A 17,124-nucleotide genomic window follows, 5' to 3' on the forward strand; every position below is an offset into this window, starting at 1 on the left:
ATGGCTCAACGGCCGTCAAGAAGAGGCTGCGACGGGTCCCAGCGTGGCCCGCCCTGTGCGTCCTTGCGGCGTCTGGCCATGGCCGAGAGTGCCTCAAGAATAACGCGGTTCCCGAGGAACGCGGTGATGTCGGCGTGGTCGTACGGCGGCGAGACCTCGACCACCTCCATCCCGGCCACGGGCAGTTCGTAGCAGATCCGGCGCACGGCGTCGAGAAGCTGCCTGGCCGACAGGCCGCCGGGCTCGGGCGTGCCGGTGCCGGGGGCGTGCCCGGGGTCGCAGACGTCGATGTCCACGGACAGGAAGACCTGGTCGCACTCGTCGAGCGCGATCCCGAACGACTCCGTCAGGCACTCCTCCAGCCCGCGCGTCACGATCTCGGTCATCTCGTACGAGCGCATGCGCTGCGCCGCCATCCAGTCGAGCGTCTCGGGCTCGGGCCAGTAGCCGCGCAGCCCGATCTGCAGGAACCTGTCGCCCCGGATGGCGCCGGACTCGATGAGCCGCCGCATCGGCTGGCCGTGCCCGTGCAGGTGCCCGAACTCGATGTCGCCGGTGTCGGCGTGCGCGTCGAAGTGGATCATCGAGGTCCGGCCCGGCGCGTACGCCCTGGCGGTGCCCCGCGCGTCCGGCAGCGCGACGGTGTGGTCGCCGCCGAGCACCACCGGCACGGCCCCGGAGGAGGCGATCCGGTGCACCGCGTCCTCGATGGCGGCCAGCGAGCCCTCGACGTCGCCGGAGTAGCACTCGACGTCGCCCGCGTCGAGCACCCGCAGGTCGCGCAGGGCGTCGACGCGCAAAGCCAGGCTCGGACGTGACCCGTTGTGCGGCAGGTAGCAGGTCTGGCGCAGCGCCATCGGCCCGAACCTGGCGCCCGGCCGGTTGGAGGTGCCCCCGTCGAAGGGCGCACCGATGATCACCACGTCCGCGCCGGCGTAACTGGCCGGGTCGGCGATGTCGCAGCGGTCCACGCCGAGGAACGTGATGTCAGGGCCGAACATGGGACCGTACCGGGACACTGCTCACCTCACGTGCTGTTTCGAGTGTCCCCCATCATCACACGGGCTTTTCCGTGACCCCCGCCGAGTCGAACGTCGCCACGTCGTGCATCACCCGTACGGCCGCGCACACCAGCGGGTGCGCGAGCAGGCCGCCGGTGCCCTCGCCGAGCCGCAGCTCCAGGTCGACCAGCGGGCGCAGCCCGAGATGGTCGAGCGCGGCGGCGTGGCCGGGCTCGGCCGAGCGGTGTCCGGCCACGCAGTGACCGCTGACGTGGGGGTCGAGGGCGGCGGCGACCAGGGCGGCCGAGCCGGCGATGACGCCGTCGAGGATCACCGGCACCCGGTTCGCCGCGCCGCACAGCACGAAGCCCGCGATGGCCGCGTGCTCGAAGCCGCCCACGGCGGCCAGCGCGCGCAGGGCGTCGCTCGGCCCGGTGCCGCCGGGCAGGCCGTTCACCCGCAGCGCCTCCCGGACGACCGCCACCTTGCGGTCGTAGGTCGCGTCGTCGATCCCGGTGCCCCTGCCGGTCACCTCGGCCGGGTCCTTGCCGGTGAACACGGAGATCAGCGCGGCGGAGGCGGTGGTGTTGCCGATGCCCATGTCGCCGGTGATCAGGCAGCGGGCGCCCCCGTCGATCAGCTCCTGCGCCACGGCGATGCCCGCCTCCAGCGCCCTGACGGCCTGGTCGACGCTCATGGCGGGGCCGCGCGACAGGTCGGCGGTGCCGTACGCGACCTTGCGCTTGACCAGGTCGGACGCGTCGGGCAGATCGGCGGCGACGCCGACGTCCACCACCGTCACGGACGCGCCCACCTGGGCGGCGAAGGCGTTGGCGACCGCGCCGCCGGCCAGGAAGTTGGCGACCATCTGCGTCGTGACCTCCTGCGGCCACGGGCTGACGCCGCGCGCGTGCACGCCGTGGTCGGCCGCGAAGATGGCCAGGGCGGCCGGCTGCGGCATGGGCGGCGGGCAGACGCCGGCCGCGCCCGCCAGGCGTACGGCCACCTCCTCCAGGGCCCCGAGCGCGCCGCGCGGCTTGGTGAGCCGGTCCTGGTGGGCGCGGGCCTCGGCGAGCGCCTCGGGGTCGGCGGGACGGATGGCCGCCAGGGTCTCGGCGAGCACGGACACCTCCACTTGGTGACACTTGGCGAACGAGCTGGAGCGTTGGCGAACGAACTGAACGAGCTTGAGCATCAGTGGACGAGCTGGAGCGCTTCCTCGTACCGGTCGATCACGACGTCGGCCAGCGTCTCGCAGTCGCCGATCACCTCGGCGCAGCGGATGTCGAGGTCGGGATGGCCCGCGCCGTACGCCAGGGCCTGCGCCCACACGCGCTCCAGCAGGCCGCCCGCGAACAGCAGGTACGGCACCACGATCACCCGCTTGGCGCCCAGCCGGCGGCAGCGTTCGAGCCCGCCGGGCACGCCGGGCGGCGTCACCGAGACGAACGCGGTCTCGACGGTCATGTAGTCGTAGGCGTGCGTCTCCCAGAACAGCCGCGACACCCGGTGGACCTCGGCGTTGGCGGCGGCGTCGGTCGAGCCCTCGCCGACCAGCACGACCGCCGTCTCACCCGGCTCGACCTGGCCGGGGACGTCGTCGAGGGCCGGGGTGTCGACGGCGCGCAGCCGGGGCCGGGCGCCGACCAGCTCCAGGGGGCGGGGCCTGGCCATCTCGGCGGCGGCCTCGCCGAGCCGGTCGGCCAGCAGCGCCAGCACGCGCGGGTCGGGGCCGAGGGGGCGGCCGTAGTCGTACATGAGGGTGGGGTGGCGCTGCTGTTCGAGCGCCATCGCGGCCGGGAACTCCTCATCCACCCTGCTGAGGCTGAGCGGCAGCGCGACGAGACGGTGATGGCCGCGGGCCATCAGGGACGCCACGGAGTCGCTCAGGCGCGGCGTGGCGCGTTCCAGGTAGCCGCCGGAGACGTCGACGGCCGTGTGGTCGAGACGGCAGCGCAGCCGGTGTACGAACCTTCCGAACTCCGCGGCGTAGGCGTCATCGTTCGAGCCCTGCCCGATCAGCAGGAGCGGCGGCTTCATTGAGGGATTCTCCGGTGCGTAGACAAAGTCACGCGAGGATAACCGATACGTGCCCGTGGGGGACAGGTCACGCTGCGTGCGCGGGTCTGGCGTGCACGACGAAGACGGGATCCGCGGCGGTCAGGCGGGGGGAACCGCCGGCGCCGGACGTCAGCGCGGACGCCTGGATCCGCGTGCCCTCGCCGCGGTAACCGAGCTCGCGCAGCACCTCCAGCACGGCCACCGCCCGCTCGGCCGTGCCGAGCGCGCACACCAGCGCGCGGGGGCGGCGGGCGGCGCACGCCGCGACCACCTCGTCGCCGCCCCCGCCGACGAAGACGGCGTCGGGGTCGGGCAGCGGTTCGAGCGCGGCCGGCGCCTGTCCCCTGGTCAGGGCGACCTTGACGCCGTGGGCCAGCACGTTGGCCCGCAGCCGCGCGCAGGCGGCCTGGTCGCCTTCGACCGCCACGACGGCCGCGCCCAGCCTGGCGCACTCGACGGCGATCCCGCCCTCGCCCGCGCCGACGTCCCAGACCAGGTCGCCGAGCCGGGGGCCCAGCTTGGCCAGGACGAACGCCCGCACCTCGGCGGGCATCCCGCTCTCCCACGGCAGCGCCCACTCCGCCGGGCCGGGTTGCGCCCCGGCCACCCAGCCGGGCTTCCCTGGCCGGTGCAGCGGGTCGATGACGAGGACCACGTCGGGGTCCTTCCAGGGCCGGGTGGTGGCCTCGCCCATGCGGCTGTGCGTGACGCGCTGTCCGGGGCCGCCGAGGTCCTCGAAGACGATCAGGGCGCGCGGCGTGGTCGGCGCCAGCTCCCTGGCGATCTCGGCGGGGCCGACGCCGGGCGCGACGAGCAGCGCGACTTTGGGGTGGGCGCGGCAGGCGTTCACCACGCGGGCGAGCCGGCCGGGGCCGGAGGGGGCGACGACGAGGGCGTCCTCCCAGTTGAGCCCGGCGCAGGCGAAGGCGCGGCTGATCAGCGAGGTGGCCGGCAGGACGTCCGGCCGCAGGCCGTGTGCCCGTAAGGTGCGGACGACTCCGAAGAAGCCGGGATCGCCCTCGGCGACCACGACGGCCGGGCCCCGGTCCGGCCCGAGATGGCCGTCGAGCGCCTGGAGCAGGTCGCCGTCGTCCGCGGCGCGTCCGTCGACCCCGAGCCGGCCGAGAATGGCGGCGGGGCCCACGACGAGCTCCGCCTCACGCAGCCTGCCCGCGGCCCCGGCCGGCAGCTCGACCCCGTCCCAGCCGACAACCGTGATCATTCAGCCTCACCGTCCTCATCCCCAGGGTGACGGTTCCCGCCGGGTTTCACCATGGGCCGTCGAGGCCAGTCCGCTGTGCCCTCAGGCCAGGTCGGACGGGACCAGGCTGTAGACGATCAGGTCCTCGCCGTCGAGGGCGGCGCGGGCCACGCCCTCGCGGGTGAAGCCGGCCTTCTCCGCCACGCGTTGCGAGGCCGGGTTCGACACCGTGGCCCGCAGTTGCAGCCGGCGGAAGCCGTGGCGCTCGAACAGCCAGCGGGCGATCGCGGTCACGGCCTCGCCCGCGTAGCCCCGGCCGCGGGCCCAGGGGGCGGTCATGTAGCCGACCTCGGCCGTGCCGTTGCGCCAGTCGAGGTCCCTGAGGTCCACGTTGGCCACGAAACGGGTGGTGGTGAACTCCTCCACGGTGAACGCGATGCCCGCGCCCCTCATCCGCATCCGTTCGCAGAGGTCGACGAACGCGCGGGCGTGCGCCTCGGTGTAGTCGCGCGGGACGCCGGTCCTGGCCTGGGTGAGCGGGTCGGCGCCGGTGGCGGCCAGGCCGGGCACGTCGGCGGGGACGGGCTGTCGCAGCAGCAGCCGGGGCGTGCGCAGCTCGGTCTTCGGCAGGGCGGGCGCGGGCTCGCCGGAGTCCTCGCGCAGCAGTCCGAGGACGACCAGGTCGTGCGGGCCGTCCTCCTCCAGCACGGCGGCGCGCAGCACGCCTTCCCAGGTGAAGCCCGCTTTCAGCGCGACGCGCAGGGAGGCCGGGTTGTCCAGGTTCGCGGTGAGGTCCACCCTGCGCAGGGCGGTGGTGGCGAACACCCAGGCGGTCAGGGCGCGGACGGCCTCGGTGGCGTAGCCGCGGCCCCGGTACGCCGGGTGGACGCCGTAGCCGACCTCGGTGGTGCCCGCCGTCCACGACGTCCTGAACAGGCTGATGGCGCCCACGATGCGGTCGTCGGCCTCGGTCATGGCCAGGTGCAGGCCCTGCTGCGAGCGGTACAGCTCGTGCACGCCGTGCGCGAGCCACTGGCCGACGCCGGAGGCGTGGACGGGCGCGCCCGGCGGGAGGAAGCGGTCGCCGGGCTCCACCGTCTCCACCACCGACCGCACGCGGGCGGCGTCACGGGGGTCGAACGGCCGCAGCACGAGCCGTGCGGCGGCGATGTGCGCATCGGGATCGAACACGTGCGCACCCTACACACTCACGATGTTTGCCCACGAAAGCGGGGGTAGGGGCCGATTCGAGAGGAGTGAGGGAACTATGGAACGTGGGAGCGACAAGCACGGTCCGCGCCTGGACGATCAGCAGAAGCACGAGACCGAGGGCATGGTCCGCGGCGGCGGCAGCACGCACGCCGAGGAGTGGAAGGAGACCGAGTCCATGCCCGGGCCCGGCGAGGAGTCAGGGCAGTCGTACCCCCCGGGACACGAGCCCGGCACCCCCCAGGGCATCACCCAGCGCGGCGTCGACATCCGCAGCGACCTGGCCAAATGGCTCAGCGACACCCCTTGGCCCGCCTCCAAGGACGACCTGCTCCAGCACGCCGAGGACGTGGACGCCCCCGACCAGGTGGCCGACATGGTGCGATCACTTCCCGACCGCCGTTTTGTGAACATCGCCGACGTGGCCAAGGCGCTCGGCCTCGGCATGGAAGAGCGGAGGTGGTGACCTGTGCGTCTCGACTTCATCAGGCCGCTGTACGAGCGGCGCGGCCCGTACGCCTCGGTCTACCTGGGCGCGCTCACCGAGCCGCAGCGGGAGACGCACTGGCACAGCGTGCGTGACCAGCTCGACGGGACCGATCCCGAGACCATCGACGCCCTGGAGGTGGCCGCCAACCGGCCGGCTCCGGGCCAGGCGCTGTTCGCCACGCACGGCGCGGTGGTGCTGGCCGAGCCGCTGGCGCGGGCGCCGTACGAGATGGCGACCGTGTCGCCGCTGCCGCACGTCACGCCGATGCTGAGGCAGCGCGGCGAGAACGTGCCGCACCTGCGGGTCATCGTGGACCACGCCGGGGCCGAGCTGTCGGTGTTCGGCGGCGGCGCGCCGCGCACGACCACCGTGGCGGCGGCCGACTGGCCGCTGCAGAAGACCGCCCAGGGCGGCTGGTCGCAGAAGCGGTACGAGCGGGGCGCCGAGGAGACGTGGGAGAAGAACGCGGTCGCCGTCGCCCGCGAGATCGACGAGCAGGTACGCAGGATCGGCGCCGAGCTGATCATCGTGGCCGGCGAACCGAAGTCACGCTCCTACCTGCTGCAACATCTCAGCACCAAGTCCGCCGACCGGGTGATGATGGTCGAGCACGGCAGCCGCTCCGACCACGGCCAGTTCGAGGCCGACGTCGAGCGCGCGCTGGACGACTGGCTCGAACGCCGCCGCGCCGAGCTGCTCGACCGCCACCGCGAGTCCTCGGGCCCGGCCGGCCTGTCCCAGGTCGCGCACGCCCTGCGCGAGGGCAGGGTGCACGCGGTGCTCATGCCCGCTCAGCTCGACCGGACCGTGTGGACCGGCGAAGGCGGGACCCAGCTCTCCACCGACCAGGGCGAGCTGCGGCGCTGGGGCGTCGAGCAGCCCGTCGAGGAACGCGCGGACTCGGCCGTGGTCAGGGCCGCCGCCATGACGGACGCCGAACTGTGGTTCACCGACGACGTGCAGGACGTGGCGGCCGTCCTCAGGTACTGACCACCCGGGACGTGCTGATGATCACTTCGAGGGTGCGGGGGCCGTGCACGCCCTCGACCCGGTTCAGCTCGATGTCGCTGGTCGCCGACGGGCCGCTGATCCAGGTGAGCGGGCGGGCCGGGTCGAGCCTGGCCACCGCCTCGGGCACGCCCGCCACGATCTGGTCGGCCCGCACGACGCACACGTGGTGGTCGGGGATCAGCGTCTGCGCCCTGGCGCCCTGGCCGGGCCCGTGGTCCAGGACGATGGTCCCGGTCTCGGCTATGGCCACCGCGCAGGCGGTGATCACCCCGTCGGCGGCGTCGAGGGTGTCCCAGCGCCGGTCGGCGCCGGCGTCCGGGCTGCTCGGGGCCGCCCAGGCGAAGCCGTCCGGGACGATCATGCGGCGGCCGGCGGCCAGCTCGGCCAGCTTGCCGGGCACGTCCGCGTCGGGCAGCACGTGCACGACGGCCCGGTAGTCGCGCACCCGCTCGGCGAACAGGCCCACCACGTCGTCCACGTCCGGGTGGGTGCGGTAGTGCCGGGCGACCTCCGTCTCGGGCGCGCCCGCCACCGCCTTCCTGACCTTGGCCAGGATCTCCTCACGCGCGCCCATCGTTCCGCTCCCACCAGTCTCTGAAGGATTCTTCCGGGATGTCGGGCACGTCCCGGGTGTCGGTCCAGGCCGCCAGCGGGCCGGGCAGCCGCCGTCTGGGCACCAGCCTGCGCAGCCGGGCGGCCAGCCGCTGGGCCCTGGCCAGCCGGGCCTGGTCGTCCAGCACCCAGCCGGCGGCCTTCATGCCCGCGCGCTCGGCCGCCGCGTGCGGCGCCCTGGCCCGCAGGTCCACCAGCACCTCGGGGATGTCGATGGCCACCGGGCAGACCTCCAGGCAGGCCCCGCACAGGCTGGAGGCGAACGGCAGCGAGGCGTCCAGGTCCGAGGACATGCCCCTGAGCTGCGGGGTGAGGATGGCCCCGATCGGCCCGGGGTAGACCGAGCCGTACGCGTGGCCGCCCGCGCGTTCGTAGACCGGGCACACGTTCAGGCAGGCCGAGCAGCGGATGCAGCGCAGCGCCTGGCGGCCCACCTCGTCGGCGAGCACGTCGGTGCGGCCGTTGTCGAGCAGCACCAGGTGGAAGTCCTGGCCCTCGGTGGCGCCGGTCCACGTGCTGGTGTACGGGTTCATCCGCTCACCTGTGGAGCTGCGCGGAAGAAGCTGGAGGAAGACCTCCAGATCCCGCCAGGTCGGCAGCAGCTTCTCGATGCCGACGACGCTGATGAGCGTCTCGGGGAGGGTCAGGCACATACGGCCGTTGCCCTCCGACTCCAGCACGACCAGCGTGCCGGTCTCGGCGATCATGAAGTTCGCCCCGGAGACGGCGACCTTGCTCCTGAGGAAACGTTCGCGCAGGTGGAGCCGGGCGGCCTCGGCGAGGGCGGGCGGCTCGTCGGTCAGGCCGTCGGGCACGCCGGGCATGCGGTCGAGGAAGATCTCGCGGATCTCCGACCGGTTGCGGTGGATCGCGGGCACCAGGATGTGGCTGGGGAAGTCGTCCCCGAGCTGCACGATCAGCTCGGCCAGGTCCGTCTCGTACGCGGTGATGCCGCGCCGGGCCAGCGCCTCGTTGAGCCCGATCTCCTGGGTGGCCATCGACTTGACCTTGACCACCTCGGTCTCGCCGGTGGCCGCGACCAGGTCGCCGACGATGCGGTTGGCCTCCTCGGCGTCCCTGGCCCAGTGGACGGTGCCGCCGGCCCGCCGCACGGCCTCCTCCAGTTGGAGGAGGTAACGGTCGAGGTGGCGGAGCGTGTGATCCTTGACGGCCTTGCCGGCCGCGCGCAGCTCGGCCCAGTCGGGCAGCTCGCCGACGACGCCGGCGCGCTTGCCGCGAATGGTGTGGGTGGCTTTCCGGAGGTTGAACCGCAGTTGCGAATCCTCCACGGCTTTCGCCGCATTTTTCGGGAAATTTCCGGGCATGCCGAGGAATGTCGCGCTCATCGGGTCTCCTCCGTGGCTGCGAGGATCTCCGCCAGGTGCATCGTCCTGACCCCCGTCTTCTGGCGGCTCAGGGTGCCGCCGATGTGCATCAGGCAGGAGTTGTCGGCCGCGCAGATCACCTCGGCGCCCGTGTCGAGGATGCCGCGCACCTTGTCGGCCCCCATGGCGGCCGACACCGCCGGGTTCTTGACCGCGAACGTGCCGCCGAAGCCGCAGCACTCCTCCGCGCCCGGCAGCGGCACGAGCTCCAGACCTCGGACCTTCCGCAGCAGCCGGGTGGGCCGGTCGCCCAGATGCAGCCCGCGCAGCGAATGGCACGTCGGGTGATATGTCACCCGGTGCGGGAAATATGCGCCAACGTCGTCGACTTTCAGGACGTCCAGCAGGAACTCGCTCAGCTCGTACACCTTGGGCACGACCTCGGCCACGGCCGCCGCGCCCCTGCTGCCCGGCCGCACCAGCTTCGGGTACTGCTCGCGCACCATGGCCGCGCACGACCCGGACGGCGCCACGACGGCGTCGTACCCGGCGAACACCTCGGTGAACTTCCTGGCCAGCCGCACGCCCTCCGCCCGGTAACCGGTGTTGACGTGCATCTGCCCGCAGCACGTCTGGGCGACGGGGAAGTCCACGTCGCAGCCCAGCCTGCGCAGCAGCGACACGACGGCCTTGCCGGTGCCCGGGAAGAGCGTGTCGTTCACGCACGTGATGAACAGGGCGACTCGCACGACTCTCCCAACGAATGGTCCGACCACTGTATGGTCAGACCATACCTAACCACACAGTTCCGGGCCAGCACCGGGGAGGCATCGGTGAAACGCACACGGGCGTTCGAGGACGTGCTCGCCCAGATCGAACGGCGCATCGCCGAGGACGGCCTGACCGTGGGCGACCGGCTGCCCGGCGAACGTCAGCTCGCCGAGCAACTGGGCGTCGGCCGCTCGTCCGTACGGGAGGCGCTGCGCGTCCTGGAGACCCTGGGCGTGGTGTCCTCGCAGGTGGGACGGGGGCCGGACGCGGGAGCCGTACTGACCTCACGGCCCGACACGGCGCTCACCGACCTGCTCCGGCTCAACCTGGGCCTGGCCACCCTGGAGCAGCGCGAGGTCGTCGACGCCCGGCTGATGATCGAACGCTGGTCGGCCGCGCACGCGGCGGCGACCCGGGCCGGCACGGCGGAGCTGGCCGCCGCGATCGAGGGCATGGACCGGGCGGCCACGGCGGAGGAGTTCGTGGAGCACGACACCGCCTTCCACTGCGCGATCGCGGACGCCTCGGGCAACCGGCTCATCGCCGCCATCATGCGCTCACTCCGGGACGCGATGCGCAGGAACGCCATCGAAGCGGTCGAACGCCTCGGCGACCTTTCCGTGCTGCGCGCCGACCACGAGCGCATCCGCGCGGCCGTCGCGGCGGGCGACCCGGAGGAGGCCCAGCAGGCGGTGACCGACCACCTGGCGCACGCCTACCCCGCCCTGTTCCCCGGTCACTGACGCGTGTCGGCCTCCCGGCAGCCCGCCCCCGAGCAGGCCCGCATCGCCTGGAGCCGGGCGTCGAGGCCGGCCAGCAGCGCCGGGTCGGCGGTGGCCGCGAGGTTGTCGAGCTGGTACGGGTCGGCGGCCAGGTCGTAGAGCTGCCGCTCCCCCGTGTCGTACCTGACGTAGGTGTAACGCTCGGTGCGCAGCGCCTGGTAGGAGGGCACCGGGGTCTGGGCCGCCGACGACCGGTTGACCGGCCTGTTGAACTCGACCAGCACGTTCTTGCGCCACTGGGCGGGCGGGCTGCCGCGCAGCAGCGGCACCAGCGAGCGCCCCTCGCTGAACGCCGGCACGACGGCCCCGCCCAGCTCGGCGATCGTCGGCGCGATGTCGACCGTCGCGCCGAGCTGCCCGATCGTGGCCCCCGCCCGGATCCCCGGCCCGCGCACCACGAACGGAACCTTGATCGCCTCCTCGAACGGCGTCGTCTTGCCCTGGGCCAGCCGGTGGGTGCCGAGATGGAAGCCGTTGTCGGAGGTGAAGATGATGTAGGTGTTGTCGAGCTTGCCGGACGCCTGCAGCGCCTCGATCACCGAGCGGACCAGGTCGTCGACGCCCAGCATCGACCGCAGCCGCCTGCGGTGGCGCTCGTCGACCCGGTCGATGTCCTCCTGCGTCAGCGAGGGCAGGGAGCTCAGCCACAGCGGCTCCTTGCTCACGTCGGCCTGGTTGAACGAAGGCGTGCGCGGCGCGGTGACCTCGGGCAGGTCGGCGACGTGCCGGACCGCCGGGTTGGCCGGGTTGTGCGGGCCGATGGGCGTCAGGTAGAGGAAGAACGGCTCGTCGGCGCCGGTGATGAAGTCGCGGGCCTTGTCGGCCAGCACGTCGGACAGGTAGTCCTCCTCCGACCACCCGTAGTCGTACAGGTCGCCGTTCTCGTTGAGGCGGTAGCCGTACTCCTCGTAGAGCTTGCGGACCGGGACGTCCCATTCGTCCCAGCCGGGCGGCACGTAGGAGGCGTCGGCGGTGGCGCCGGGATAGTGGTTGAGGAACTTGCCCATCAGCGCGGTGCGGTAGCCGGCCTGCTGCATCCAGGTGCCGATCGTGGAACGTTCCAGATCGAGGGAGTGGAAGCGGTCGAACCCCCCTTCGGGGGCGGTGTTGGTCAGGACGCCGTGGCTGTGGACGTACTGGGAGCGCAGGATCGACGTGCGCGACGGGCAGCACCAGGAGTTCGTCACGAAGAAGCGGCTGAAGGAGGTGCCCTTCGCCACCAGCTCCGAACTGATGGCCGGGAAGTGGGGCAGCGTGCCGCTCTCCAGGTCGTCGGCCATCACGAACACGATGTTCGGCCGCGAGGCGCTCACGGCCATCGTCGGCTCGGTCGCCGGCGACAGCAGGAGCAGCAGGCAGAAGAGACGGCAGAGACTCTTGAGCACAATGTCTGATCTCCCCGGGAGATCACGCATTGACACTGCGGCCTCGGTAATGGAACTTTATTCCGGAGGTGCGTATGAAGCTCGGCCTGAACCTCGGCTACTGGCAGCGCGACGCCGACGACGCCACGGAGACCGTCCTCGCCGCCGAACGCCTCGGCTACGACTCGGTGTGGACCGCCGAGGCGTACGGCAGCGACGTGTTCACCCCACTGGCCTGGTACGGGGCGCGTACGAGCCGGATCAAGCTGGGCACGTCGGTGGCGCAGATCTCGGCCCGCCCGCCGGTCACGACCGCGATGACCGCGATGACGCTCGACCACCTGACCGGCGGCCGGCTGCTGCTCGGCATCGGCGCCTCCGGCCCGCAGGTCGTGGAGGGCTGGTACGGGCAGCCGTTCGCCAGGCCCCTGGCCAGAACCCGCGAGTACGTCGAGATCATGCGCCGCGTGTGGCGCCGCGAGGAGCCTGTGACCAGCGACGGCGACCACTACCCGCTGCCCCTGCCGGGCGGCCTGGGCAAGCCGCTCAAGCTCATCACCCACCCGCTGCGCCGCGACATCCCCGTCTACCTCGGCGCGGAGGGCCCCAAGAACGTCGCCCTGGCCGCCGAGGTCGCGCAGGGCTGGCTGCCGCTGTTCGCCTTCCCCGGCAAGATCGAGGAGATGTACGGCGACGCGCTGGCCGGCCGCGACCCCGGCTTCGAGATCGCCGCCATGGTGATGGTCGTCATCTCCGACGACGTCAGGGCCGCCCTCGACGGCGTCAAGATGATGCTCACGCTCTACATCGGCGGCATGGGCGCCAAGCAGCGCAACTTCCACGCCGACATCATCGGCCGCATGGGCTTCGCCGCGGCGGCCGAGCACATCCAGGCGCTCTACCTGGCCGGCCGTAAGGACGAGGCGTTCCGGGCGATCCCCGACGAGCTGGCCGACGGCATCTCGCTCGTCGGCCCGCCCGGCCGGATCAGGGAACGGCTCGACCTGTGGCACAAGAGCCCGGTCACCAGCCTGCTGGTGATGGGACCGCGCGACGAGCAGTCGCTGCGCACGGTCCGCGACCTCGTGCTCGGCTGACCCGTGCCGAGCTGACCCGTGCCGGGCCGGGCCCGGCCGGGCGGTCAGTCCGGCCGGGGCGCCGGGTCGTCGGTCACCGAGCGCAGCAGCGGCCGGCTCAGCGCGCCCGCGCCGATCACGCCCGCGAAGCCGGCGCCCACGCAGACCAGCAGCGTGACCACGCCGCTCGTGCTCACCCCGCCGATCATGAACGGCATCGCGCAGAACGCGCCCACCAGGATCGCGCCGCCGCCCATCACGGCCATCGGGATCAGCGTCTCGGCCCGCCGGGCCCGGTCCAGGACCTCCAGGGGCGTGCCCGCCAGCCGCAGCAGCGCGTACGTCTGCCGCCGGTCCAGCACCGACGACGCCGCGGTGATGCCCGCGCTGGCGATGGCCACCAGGAACGACACCGACAGCACCACGATCGTGCCCACCCGCACGTCGGCCAGGATCTGCAGGCCGAAGCGCTGGTCGTCGGCCTTCGTCGTCGGGGTGCGACCCGGCACGAGGTCGCTCAGCGCGGTGCGCGCCCGGTCGACCACGACGTCGTCGGCGCCGCTGCCGAGCGCCGCGACCACGGTGTGCTTGACGGTCTTCACCGTGGCCGTGATGCCCGCTCCCGCGAGCCGGTCGCGGGCCTGGTCGGCCACCTTCGACGCCTCGCCCGCCGGTGCCACGACGCTGAGCTGGGCGGGCCCGGCGTCCCCGCCGAACGCGCCGGGGCTGAGCAGGCCGAGGAACCCGGCCACGAAGCCGGTCAGGGCCACGCCGCTGACGGTCCGCCAGGCCGAGCGCGGGTCGTCCACCAGCCTGCGGGCCGCCAGCAGCCGCGCGGGCCGGCGCGCGGTCCCGGCCGCGACCTTGCCGATGAGGCCGACCACCCACGGTCCGGCCAGGTTCAGGCAGAGGAACGCCAGCCCGAGCGCCACGGCCACGATCGCCACGCTGGTCCCCCTGGTGAGCAGCGGGAACACGGCCAGCACCGCGAGCAGCGCGAGCACGCGGACGAACCGCATGCCGGGCGGCGTCTCCCGCTTGGCCACGCCGAGCGGGCTGACCACGACCCGGCGCAGCCCGACCACCGCCGACAGCCCCACCAGCAGCGGCACCGCGACCAGCACGCCGGCCAGGATCAGCAGGTTCGGGAACAGGTCGGCGACGAACCAGGTGCCGCCCTGGATCGGGATGCGCGCCAGCAGCGGCACGGCCGCCCCGAACGCGACGGCCCCGGCCAGGGCGCCGGCGAAGGCCACCAGCACGGCCTCGGCCACCGTCATGCCGACCACCTGGCCCGGCGTGGCGCCGACCAGCCTGAGCGCGGCCAGCCGCTGGTCGCGCCGGGCGACCGTGAGCCTGGCCGCCGCGCCGCCGAACACCAGCAGCGGCACCACCATGAGCACACTGGCGATCAGCGCCAGCACCTGGTAGGCCTCGGCGTCCTCGCTGGGCGTGCCGGCCAGGGTCGCGACCTTCACCGGCGGCTTGCCGAGGATCCAGTCGTCGCTGCGCTCGGCGGTCATCGCGGGCGCGTCCGGCGCGTGGCCGACCACCGCGACCAGCTCCTCGGGCTGGACCAGCGCCTCCTCGCCGAGCACGCCCTTCGGCGCTGGGTAACGCTTGGCCAGCCGGTCGGCGGGCAGGTCGGCGGCCAGCCGGGACAGGGCGGGCGACAGCCACACCTCGCCGGGGGCCGGGAAGTGCGGCATGCCGGGCGGGGCGGGCGCTCCCGGCTTGAGCGCGGCCAGGTCGACGACGGTGATCGTCTTGCCGTCCACGTAGTCGAAGCGGCTCGCCTCGACGGCCACCGCGTCCTTCTGGGCCGCCGCCACGGGGTTGCGCCAGGCGCTGCGGTCGGCCCTGGCGCCGAAGGCGACGTTCGCGGCGACGGCGAACAGCAGCAGCGCCGTGGCCACCGCGACCGCGCCGAAGGTGAGCCAGGTGCCCAGCATGCCCCTGCGGCCGCCGCCCTTGAGCAGCCGCCAGGTCAGGTCGAGGTTCACGCGGTCACCCCGTGGGCGAGCAGGCGGCCGTCGCGGACCTCGACCGTGCGGTCGCACCAGGCGGCCACGTTGGGGTCGTGCGTGACGACGATCAGGCAGGCCCCGTTGTGCCTGGTCGCCTCGGTGAGCAGGCGCATGGTGTCCTGGCCGGTCTGCTGGTCGAGCGCGCCGGTCGGCTCGTCGGCGAAGACCACGGCGGGCTTGCTCACCAGCGCCCTGGCGATGGCCACGCGCTGGGCCTGGCCGCCGGACAGCTCGCCGGGCCGCCGGGTCTCCATCTGGTGCAGGCCGAGCAGCGGGAACCACTCGCGGGCCTGCCGTACGGCCTGGGCGCGCGGCACGCCGCCCAGCATGAGCGGCAGCGCCACGTTCTCCTCGGCGGGCAGCTCGGGCAGGAGCTGGCCGAACTGGAAGACGAAGCCGAAGCGGGTGCGGCGCAGGGCGCTGCGCTGCCGCTCGCCCATGGCGTCGATGCGCTGGCCCAGCAGGTGGACCTCGCCGTCGTCCGGCTTCATGATCCCGGCCAGGCAGTGGAGGAGGGTCGACTTGCCGGAACCGCTCGGGCCCATGATGGCCACGGCCTCTCCCGCCCGTACCGTGATGTCCACGCCGCCCAGGGCGACCGTCTGCCCGAACCGCTTGGCCAGGGCTCGTCCAACAAGCACGTCGTTCATGGGCTCCACCCTTCCGCGGCGGGGGGTGGCGGCGGATCGGCCGTGCGTCCATTTCGGCCTCGGCCGAACGGCTGATCCTTAGAGTTGAGCCGTGACTATTCGGGTTCTCATCGCCGACGACCAGCAGCTGGTGCGCACCGGCTTTCAAATGATCTTGGACGCTCAACCGGACATGGAGGTCGTGGCCGCCGTGGCCGACGGCGCCGAGGCCGTGGCCGAGGCCAGGCGGCTGCGGCCGGACGTGTGCCTGCTCGACATCAGGATGCCCAAGCTCGACGGGCTGGAGGTGACCCGCGTACTGGCCGGGCCGGGCGTGGAGAACCCGATGCGGGTGGTCATCGTCACCACCTTCGACCTCGACGAGTACGTCTACGGCGCACTGCGCGCCGGGGCCACCGGCTTCCTGCTCAAGGACAGCGGCCCCACGCTGCTCATCGAGGCGGTCAGGGCCGCCGCCGGGGGCGACGCGCTGGTGTCGCCGTCGGTCACCGTACGGCTGCTGCAGCACCTGACCCAGCCCAGGCGAGCGGCCGAGCCGCCGAACGGCCCGCTGACCGACCGCGAGCTCGACGTCGTGCGCCTGGTGGCCAGGGGACGCACCAACCAGGAGGTGGCCGCCGAGCTGTTCGTGTCGCTGTCGACGGTGAAGACGCACCTGGGCAGCATCCAGGCGAAACTCGGTGTCCGCAATCGGGTGGGAATCGCGGCTTGGGCGTGGGAATCCGGCGTGGTGAGCTGATTAACAGCGGTGCTGACGGGATACAAGTGAGTCAGAACCTCAGCGCATGGCCCGGGGGGAGAACATCGTGCGCTACGCCCAGGCACCGCCAACCAAAGCTGCTTCCGCCGTATATGTGACGCTTGCCGCGCAGGTCCTCTCCCTGGGCGCCCTCGTGGTCTTCGAGCGGTCCCGCGGCCGTCATCTCGCCGTCCAGCTCGCCGCGTTCGGCGGCCGTCCCCACGGGGCGCAGGCGGAGGCGGTCGTGGGGGCGGTGACGACGTTCGCGGTGCTGATGATGCTGGTCGCGGGCACCTCCGTCGCCGCCGGGGCCGCCTACGTCACCTGGCTGGTGCGCGCCCGTCAGGTGAAGGACCGTTCCAGCCCCACCGGGCCGGTCGCGGCCGCCTGGCTGATCCCCGTCGTCAACCTGGTCGCACCCGCGCTGCTGGTCGACGACATCTGGCGGCGGGCCAAGCCGCCGTCCGGGCGGCGCGGGCGGTGGCTGGTGCTGCTGACGGCGTGGTGGCTGAGCTGGCTGGGCATGCTGACGCTGGTCACGGTCCGCCTCCCGCTGGAGTCCGCCTCCGACGGGCTGACCGGGGTGGGGTTGCTGGAGCTGGGCGGCGCGGTGGTGGCGGCCCTGCTGTGCGCCGCCACCGTCCGCGAGGTCACCCGCGTCCAGCGGCTCGACGTGGCCGGACGGCTGCGCGCGTCGGTCGCCGAGTCCGCGCCCGGCCCCGAGGTCGTGACCCGGCTGACCAGCCGGCCCGCCCAGGGCTCGGCCCCGTTCGGCCACACCGGCTGACGACCGCCGCGCGCCCGG

General features: G+C 73.1%; 17 protein-coding genes. 6 read left to right on the plus strand and 11 right to left on the minus strand.

The genetic code is table 11. The features are described 5' to 3' along the window. Positions 1–5: 5 nt before the first annotated feature. From speB to ACFYYW_RS29750, 5 genes are all read right to left on the minus strand, one after another. Positions 6–1,001, minus strand: a complete 996-nt coding sequence (speB, locus tag ACFYYW_RS29730; protein ID WP_352322448.1) for an agmatinase — start codon at positions 999–1,001, stop codon at positions 6–8. Positions 1,002–1,056: 55 nt separating this feature from the next. Then, on the minus strand, positions 1,057–2,124 hold the full coding sequence (gene cobT, locus ACFYYW_RS29735) for a nicotinate-nucleotide--dimethylbenzimidazole phosphoribosyltransferase (protein WP_387653290.1): 1,068 nt from the start codon (positions 2,122–2,124) through the stop codon (positions 1,057–1,059). 71 nt (positions 2,125–2,195) lie between these two features. Beyond that, positions 2,196–3,041, minus strand: a complete 846-nt coding sequence (locus ACFYYW_RS29740) for a sirohydrochlorin chelatase (RefSeq protein WP_352322449.1) — start codon at positions 3,039–3,041, stop codon at positions 2,196–2,198. A 67-nt stretch (positions 3,042–3,108) separates the two neighbouring features. Next, positions 3,109–4,284 carry a precorrin-6Y C5,15-methyltransferase (decarboxylating) subunit CbiT gene (locus tag ACFYYW_RS29745; protein WP_387653293.1) on the minus strand — a complete coding sequence of 392 codons (1,176 nt, stop codon included), beginning with the start codon at positions 4,282–4,284 and terminating at the stop codon, positions 3,109–3,111. A gap of 81 nt (positions 4,285–4,365) precedes the next feature. Next, positions 4,366–5,454, minus strand: a complete 1,089-nt coding sequence (locus tag ACFYYW_RS29750) for a GNAT family N-acetyltransferase (protein WP_387653296.1) — start codon at positions 5,452–5,454, stop codon at positions 4,366–4,368. A gap of 76 nt (positions 5,455–5,530) precedes the next feature. On the opposite strand from ACFYYW_RS29750, the gene ACFYYW_RS29755 reads away from it, so the two are divergent. Together ACFYYW_RS29755 and ACFYYW_RS29760 are read left to right on the plus strand one after the other, a co-directional pair. Continuing rightward, entirely contained in the window at positions 5,531–5,938 is a 408-nt protein-coding gene (locus ACFYYW_RS29755) for a DUF2795 domain-containing protein (protein ID WP_352322451.1), read from the plus strand. A gap of 3 nt (positions 5,939–5,941) precedes the next feature. Then, entirely contained in the window at positions 5,942–6,952 is a 1,011-nt protein-coding gene (locus ACFYYW_RS29760) for a Vms1/Ankzf1 family peptidyl-tRNA hydrolase (protein WP_352322452.1), read from the plus strand. Here ACFYYW_RS29760 and ACFYYW_RS29765 read toward each other — a convergent pair. Genes ACFYYW_RS29765 through ACFYYW_RS29775 form a run of 3 tightly spaced genes read right to left on the minus strand, consistent with a single transcriptional unit; the run spans position 6,942 to position 9,659 of the window. Next, positions 6,942–7,547 carry a lactate utilization protein C gene (locus ACFYYW_RS29765; protein ID WP_387653299.1) on the minus strand — a complete coding sequence of 202 codons (606 nt, stop codon included), beginning with the start codon at positions 7,545–7,547 and terminating at the stop codon, positions 6,942–6,944. The two genes, ACFYYW_RS29760 and ACFYYW_RS29765, sit on opposite strands and share 11 nt — an antisense overlap. Then, positions 7,534–8,931, minus strand: a complete 1,398-nt coding sequence (locus tag ACFYYW_RS29770; protein ID WP_352322454.1) for a lactate utilization protein B — start codon at positions 8,929–8,931, stop codon at positions 7,534–7,536. The genes ACFYYW_RS29765 and ACFYYW_RS29770 overlap by 14 nt, the downstream gene beginning before the upstream one ends. Continuing rightward, positions 8,928–9,659 (minus strand): (Fe-S)-binding protein, encoded by a 732-nt coding sequence (locus ACFYYW_RS29775; RefSeq protein WP_352322455.1) that lies wholly within the window; start codon positions 9,657–9,659, stop codon positions 8,928–8,930. The genes ACFYYW_RS29770 and ACFYYW_RS29775 overlap by 4 nt, the downstream gene beginning before the upstream one ends. 84 nt (positions 9,660–9,743) lie before the next feature. On the opposite strand from ACFYYW_RS29775, the gene ACFYYW_RS29780 reads away from it, so the two are divergent. Beyond that, a complete protein-coding gene (locus ACFYYW_RS29780; RefSeq protein WP_352322456.1) occupies positions 9,744–10,424 on the plus strand; it encodes an FCD domain-containing protein in 681 nt (226 codons plus the stop codon). Here ACFYYW_RS29780 and ACFYYW_RS29785 read toward each other — a convergent pair. Continuing rightward, on the minus strand, positions 10,418–11,848 hold the full coding sequence (locus ACFYYW_RS29785; RefSeq protein WP_387653303.1) for a sulfatase: 1,431 nt from the start codon (positions 11,846–11,848) through the stop codon (positions 10,418–10,420). The two genes, ACFYYW_RS29780 and ACFYYW_RS29785, sit on opposite strands and share 7 nt — an antisense overlap. 74 nt (positions 11,849–11,922) lie before the next feature. Here ACFYYW_RS29785 and ACFYYW_RS29790 point away from each other — a divergent pair, with 74 nt between their 5' ends. Beyond that, complete coding sequence (locus ACFYYW_RS29790) at positions 11,923–12,924, plus strand: LLM class F420-dependent oxidoreductase (protein WP_352322458.1); 1,002 nt, start codon at positions 11,923–11,925, stop codon at positions 12,922–12,924. Between the two features lie 44 nt (positions 12,925–12,968). Here ACFYYW_RS29790 and ACFYYW_RS29795 read toward each other — a convergent pair whose 3' ends face one another. Continuing rightward, positions 12,969–14,906: an FtsX-like permease family protein gene (locus ACFYYW_RS29795; RefSeq protein WP_387653306.1), complete on the minus strand. Its 1,938-nt coding sequence runs from the start codon at positions 14,904–14,906 to the stop codon at positions 12,969–12,971. Next, positions 14,903–15,580, minus strand: a complete 678-nt coding sequence (locus tag ACFYYW_RS29800) for an ABC transporter ATP-binding protein (RefSeq protein ID WP_352323488.1) — start codon at positions 15,578–15,580, stop codon at positions 14,903–14,905. The genes ACFYYW_RS29795 and ACFYYW_RS29800 overlap by 4 nt, the downstream gene beginning before the upstream one ends. Positions 15,581–15,671: 91 nt before the next feature. Between ACFYYW_RS29800 and ACFYYW_RS29805 the strand changes: the two genes are divergently transcribed. After that, on the plus strand, positions 15,672–16,319 hold the full coding sequence (locus tag ACFYYW_RS29805; protein ID WP_352323489.1) for a response regulator transcription factor: 648 nt from the start codon (positions 15,672–15,674) through the stop codon (positions 16,317–16,319). A 115-nt stretch (positions 16,320–16,434) separates the two neighbouring features. Further along, the gene (locus tag ACFYYW_RS29810) at positions 16,435–17,106 is read left to right on the plus strand and encodes a DUF4328 domain-containing protein (protein WP_364414337.1); all 672 of its coding nucleotides are present in this window, start codon (positions 16,435–16,437) and stop codon (positions 17,104–17,106) included. The last annotated feature ends 18 nt before the right edge of the window (positions 17,107–17,124 follow it).

This window comes from Nonomuraea sp. NPDC001831, assembly GCF_042892035.1.
Lineage (GTDB): Bacteria > Actinomycetota > Actinomycetes > Streptosporangiales > Streptosporangiaceae > Nonomuraea.